This window comes from Mammaliicoccus sp. A-M4, assembly GCF_022386955.1.
Classification (GTDB): domain Bacteria; phylum Bacillota; class Bacilli; order Staphylococcales; family Staphylococcaceae; genus Mammaliicoccus; species Mammaliicoccus lentus.
In genome coordinates, this window is sequence record NZ_JAJNHH010000028.1 from 1 (window position 1) to 4899 (window position 4899).

The following is a 4899-nucleotide window of genomic DNA, read 5'->3' on the forward strand; positions in this document are numbered from 1 at the left end:
TTTTATGGCAAAAATAACGAAAAATGAGCAAGAAAATTTGGTGAAAAATTACACAAAAAAACCGGCGTACTCTAATAGCCGGTTAGACGCACATTTCGTGTGCACTTCAAATCCAAAATTAAGTTTTGACGCAATGACAATTGTAGGTAATTTAAATCAAGAAAATGCCAAAGAATTATCTAAATTTATGAGTATAGAACCACGAGTTAGATTATGGGATATGTTACAAACTAAATTTAAAGCTAAGGCACTAGAAGAAAAGGTTTATATTGAATATGACAAGATTAGATCAGACGCTTTTGACAGACGTAACATGCGAGTGGAATTTAATCCAAATCAATTAACTCATGATGAAATGCTTTGGTTAAAGAAAAACGTTATCGACTACATGGAAGATGACGGTTTTACAAGATTAGATTTAGCTTTTGATTTTGAAGATGATTTGAGTGATTATTATGCAATGTCAGATAAAGCTTTGAAACGAACTGTATATTTTGGGGTAACTGGCAAAGCAGAAACGAAATATTTTGGTTCACGTGATAGTGATAGATTTATTAGAATATATAACAAGAAAAAAGAACGTAAAGATAACGCAGATATAGAAATAGACGCAGAACATTTATGGCGTGTCGAAATTGAATTGAAACGAAATATGGTGGATTACTGGAATGATTGTTTTAACGATTTGCATATTTTGAAACCTGCATGGGCTACTTTAGAAAGTTTAAAAGAACAAGCAATGGTTTACTTGTTACTGAATGAAGAAAGTAAATGGGGGGATTTACATAGGAATTCTCGACGTAAATACAAACAAATAATACAAGAAATATCTCCAATTGATTTAACTGAAATAATGAAATTGACTTTACGAGAAAACGAAAAACAATTGCAAAAGCAGATTGATTTTTGGCAGCGTGAATTTAGATTTTGGGAGTGAAAAAACAATGAGGACTGAAAAAGAAATTTTAAATTTAGTTTCTGAATTTGCTTATCAACGAAGCAATGTAAAAATTATTGCTCTCGAGGGTTCAAGAACTAATGAAAATATAAAAAAAGATAAGTTTCAAGATTATGATTTTGCTTTTTTCGTATCAGATATTGAGTGTTTCACACATGAAGAAAGTTGGTTAAGTTTATTTGGAGAATTATTGTTTATACAGAAACCAGAAGATATGGAATTATTCCCACCTGATTTAGATTATGGTTACAGTTATATAATGTATTTTAAAGATGGCATAAAAATGGATATTACATTAATTAATTTAAAAGATTTAAATCGTTATTTTAGTGATTCTGATGGTCTTGTAAAAATTTTAGTTGATAAAGATAATTTAGTAATTCAAGAAATTGTTCCAGATGACTCAAATTATTGGTTAAAAAAACCAACAGAACGAGAATTTTATGATTGCTGTAATGAGTTTTGGAGTGTCTCAACGTATGTAGCAAAGGGTGTTTTTAGAAGAGAAATATTATTTGCTTTAGATCATTTCAATAATATTTTACGTCCTGAATTATTAAGAATGATTTCTTGGTATATTGGCTTTAATAGGGGTTTTGATTTTAGTTTAGGAAAGAATTATAAGTTTATAAACAAATATTTAACTGATAAAGAATTCAATATGTTTTTAGCTACTTTTGAGATGAATGGATATAGAAAGACATACCAATCTTTTAAGCTTTGTTGTGAATTATTTAAATATTATTCAAATAAAGTAAGTTGTTTAGGAAATTATAACTATCCAAATTACGAAAAAAATATTGAGAATTTTATTCGTAATAATTATGAGAATTAATTTTATTAGCAACCACATTTTTGGTTACTTTTGTTTTGATTTTGAATTTGGTTTTGAACTATGAGTGGCTAGCATTTTGCCACTCATTTTTGCCTAAGCAAAAACATAAAGGGTATGGGAATATTCCCATCAAGCCGGTATATTCAGAACGAAGTGGCTAGAATATACGACGCTTGCCAAACCACTATATTACTTGAGAAAATATTGATTATGTTATAATCTATATTTATGAAGAGGAATATTTTTCGCTAGAAAGGTGGTGGGACTTGTGAACGAACATGAGAATAATTTGGCTAGCGATAATTCTAACGATAAGGTCAAAAGACCAGTTAGAAAAGAGCCAAAACAAATTAGTTTCAGAGTGAGTGAACAGGAATATTTAAAGTTGAAAGAGTCGGCAGAAACTTTAAATATGACAGTGCCTAATTTCGTAAAGAAAAAGGCACAAGGCAGTCGATTAGTGTCGCCAAAATTGGATAAAGAAACGCGACAATCGATTGCTAAAGATTTAAGTAATTTGGGTGGTAACGTAAATCAAATTGCTAAATGGTTTAATCAAAATAGCGAGAAAGCTATAAACTTACCTGAACAGAAATATCATGATTTAAATAAGCAGTTTGATGATATTAAAAAGGAGTTGCATAACATATGGCAACAACTAAATTAGGTAATACAAAATCAGCTAGTAGAGCAATCAATTATGCAGAAGAACGAGCTCAAGAGAAAAGTGGTTTAAATTGTGATATTGATTATGCTAAATCGTATTTTAAGCAAACAAGGGCATTGTATGGCAAAGAGGACGGTGTTCAAGCACATACAGTTATACAATCATTCAAGCCAGGCGAAGTGACTGCAGAAGAATGTAACGAGTTAGGTTTAGAATTAGCTAAAAAGATTGCACCAGAACATCAAGTAGCGATTTATACGCATACAGATAAAGACCATTTTCATAATCACATTATTATTAATTCAGTGAATTTAGAAACAGGCAAAAAATATCAGTCCAACAAAGAACAACGTGATTTCGTAAAACAAGCGAATGATCAGTTATGTCATGAGCGTGGTTTATCTGTTCCAGAAAAATCGGCAGAACTTAGATATACACTAGCAGAGCAGAACATGATAGATAAAGATAAACCTTCTTGGAAAAATGAAATCAGAATGGCAATTGAAGAAACAAAAGACCAAGCAATAAACTTAGAAGAATTTAACGATTTGCTAAAAGAAAAAGGTGTTCAAATTGCTAGAGTGACAAAAAATAATATTACCTATGAACACTTAGAAGAAAATAAAAAAGTACGTGGTAATAAGTTAGGAGATACTTACGATAAAGGAGGGTTAGCGTATGGCTTTGCAGCCGAGAAACAAAGACGAGAACTTGAACGAGAACTTGAAGAATCGAAACAAATCGAGCCAAAGCAGGCAGAACAACGAGAGCGAGATTGGTCTAATTTTGCACAAACAACAAATACAATTGAACAAGATAGAAAACGCCGTGAACGAGAGGAACGAGAACGAGAAGAAGAAAAACGACGTATTGCGGAAAAGAATAGAAGAATTGGAGAAGAGCGAATCAGACAGGCACAAAGAGAACGAGAGATTGTTAAAAAATCTAGAGGCTTCGACCTCGAACTTTAATAATCTACTTGATCAGTTAGATAATTCAACTAAAAATGTGAAAAACAATTTTATTAGTGTTGCTCGTTCTTATTTAAAACGTATTGATACAGATAATTTACAACAAGATTTTAGTAAAGCAGTTAAAGATGAGTTGAGTGATGCCAAGAAAGAAATTCGTAATTCAACGAATCAAGCGAGAGAAGAAAACAAAGAATATAAAAAGATTATAAACGAGCAATTAGCGAACAATGATGAATTGATTAGTAAATATAATAAATCAATAAATGCTATGACTAAAGGTATTACAAGTCTATTTTTTGTGATTGTAATGATTGCACTAGTTTCTTTTGTTACTGGACCAATAGGCGAGTTTTTTGGTGTGGCACATTTATATCAATTTATTCAGAAGTTTATAGATACACACGAAACGCCATGGCGTTATTTGATAGGCATATTATATCTTTTACCTTATGTATGTTTTGCAGGTATTATGTGGCTTGTTGCAAAGACGTTAGACGTTATAAGATAGTTTTATATCTAAAAAACGCTAAATGCTTAAAAAAGCCCTTAAAATGCAAAATAGGACTATTTGATATAGAACACGCATTTATGCCGAGAAAACTTTTTGGTTGGAATAATGAAATGTGATAGCTAACTTGTTAGCGAGTTGGTTGGGCTTGAATTGGGATTAATCCCAAGAAAGTACCAACTCAACATCACATGGAATTGTTGGTTCCGACCAAAAAGGAAATTGGAATAAAACGATAAAGGAGTAATGCTATGTTTTATAATTTTGAAGAAGAAGAAAACAATAAACTTTTTCAAAAAATAAAAGATAATTTCTTTGATAGTTTTAAAGAAAAAATGCCTCAGTTTAATAAAGGAATGTGGTATTTATATGTCTTGGAGTTGGAATATAAAAAAATATATGTTGGAATAACTAATAATCCTAGAAAAAGAATTAGAAATCATTTTTTTGGGAGAGGTGCAGTAATAACTGAAAAATTTATGCCTATTGAAGTTTTAGATATTATTGAATGTCGACCTACTAGAGAAGAAGTTGAGCAAGTCGAGAATGATGTTACTGAAAATCTTTTTAATAAATATGGATATGATAATGTGTTTGGTGGAAAGTATTGCAATAAAAAATGACTTGATCTAATTAGGAACTAATTAGACCAAGTCATTTGATAGTGTTATATTAATAACAAAATAAAAAAAGAAGTCGCTCACGCCCTGACCAAAGTTTGTGAACGAAATCCGAAAAGAAAACAGTCGATGTTTGTTTCTTAATTTGTATATCTTGATATTAAACGATTTGAGTTAAATCTTCAAGATATATATTCGCAAATGTAATTGGATGAGCGACTTCTTAAACAAAATTAAGGAGTCGATTTTTATGGCAAAAATAACGAAAAATGAGCAAGAAAATTTGGTGAAAAATTACACAAAAAAACCGGCGTACTCTAATAGCCGGTTAGACGCA

6 protein-coding genes are annotated in these 4899 nt (G+C 30.8%); all 6 read left to right on the forward strand.

Going from position 1 to position 4899, the window contains the following annotated elements; genetic code table 11:
- Window positions 1-4 precede the first annotated feature (4 nt).
- The 6 genes from LQ682_RS13915 to LQ682_RS13940 all read left to right on the forward strand — a co-directional run bounded on the left by LQ682_RS13915 (window position 5) and on the right by LQ682_RS13940 (window position 4565).
- A complete protein-coding gene (locus tag LQ682_RS13915; protein WP_239724585.1) occupies window positions 5-937 on the forward strand; it encodes a replication initiation factor domain-containing protein in 933 nt (310 codons plus the stop codon).
- Between the two features lie 7 nt (window positions 938-944).
- Complete coding sequence (gene str / locus LQ682_RS13920; protein WP_010711054.1) at window positions 945-1793, forward strand: streptomycin adenylyltransferase Str; 849 nt, start codon at window positions 945-947, stop codon at window positions 1791-1793.
- A gap of 268 nt (window positions 1794-2061) precedes the next feature.
- A complete protein-coding gene (locus LQ682_RS13925) occupies window positions 2062-2460 on the forward strand; it encodes a plasmid mobilization protein (RefSeq protein ID WP_239724581.1) in 399 nt (132 codons plus the stop codon).
- Window positions 2442-3431 (forward strand): relaxase/mobilization nuclease domain-containing protein, encoded by a 990-nt coding sequence (locus LQ682_RS13930; protein WP_239724582.1) that lies wholly within the window; start codon window positions 2442-2444, stop codon window positions 3429-3431. Before LQ682_RS13925 ends, LQ682_RS13930 begins: the two co-directional genes overlap by 19 nt.
- A complete protein-coding gene (locus tag LQ682_RS13935; protein WP_239724583.1) occupies window positions 3394-3942 on the forward strand; it encodes a DUF334 domain-containing protein in 549 nt (182 codons plus the stop codon). The genes LQ682_RS13930 and LQ682_RS13935 overlap by 38 nt, the downstream gene beginning before the upstream one ends.
- A gap of 251 nt (window positions 3943-4193) precedes the next feature.
- Window positions 4194-4565, forward strand: a complete 372-nt coding sequence (locus LQ682_RS13940; RefSeq protein WP_239724584.1) for a GIY-YIG nuclease family protein — start codon at window positions 4194-4196, stop codon at window positions 4563-4565.
- Window positions 4566-4899: the final 334 nt, after the last annotated feature.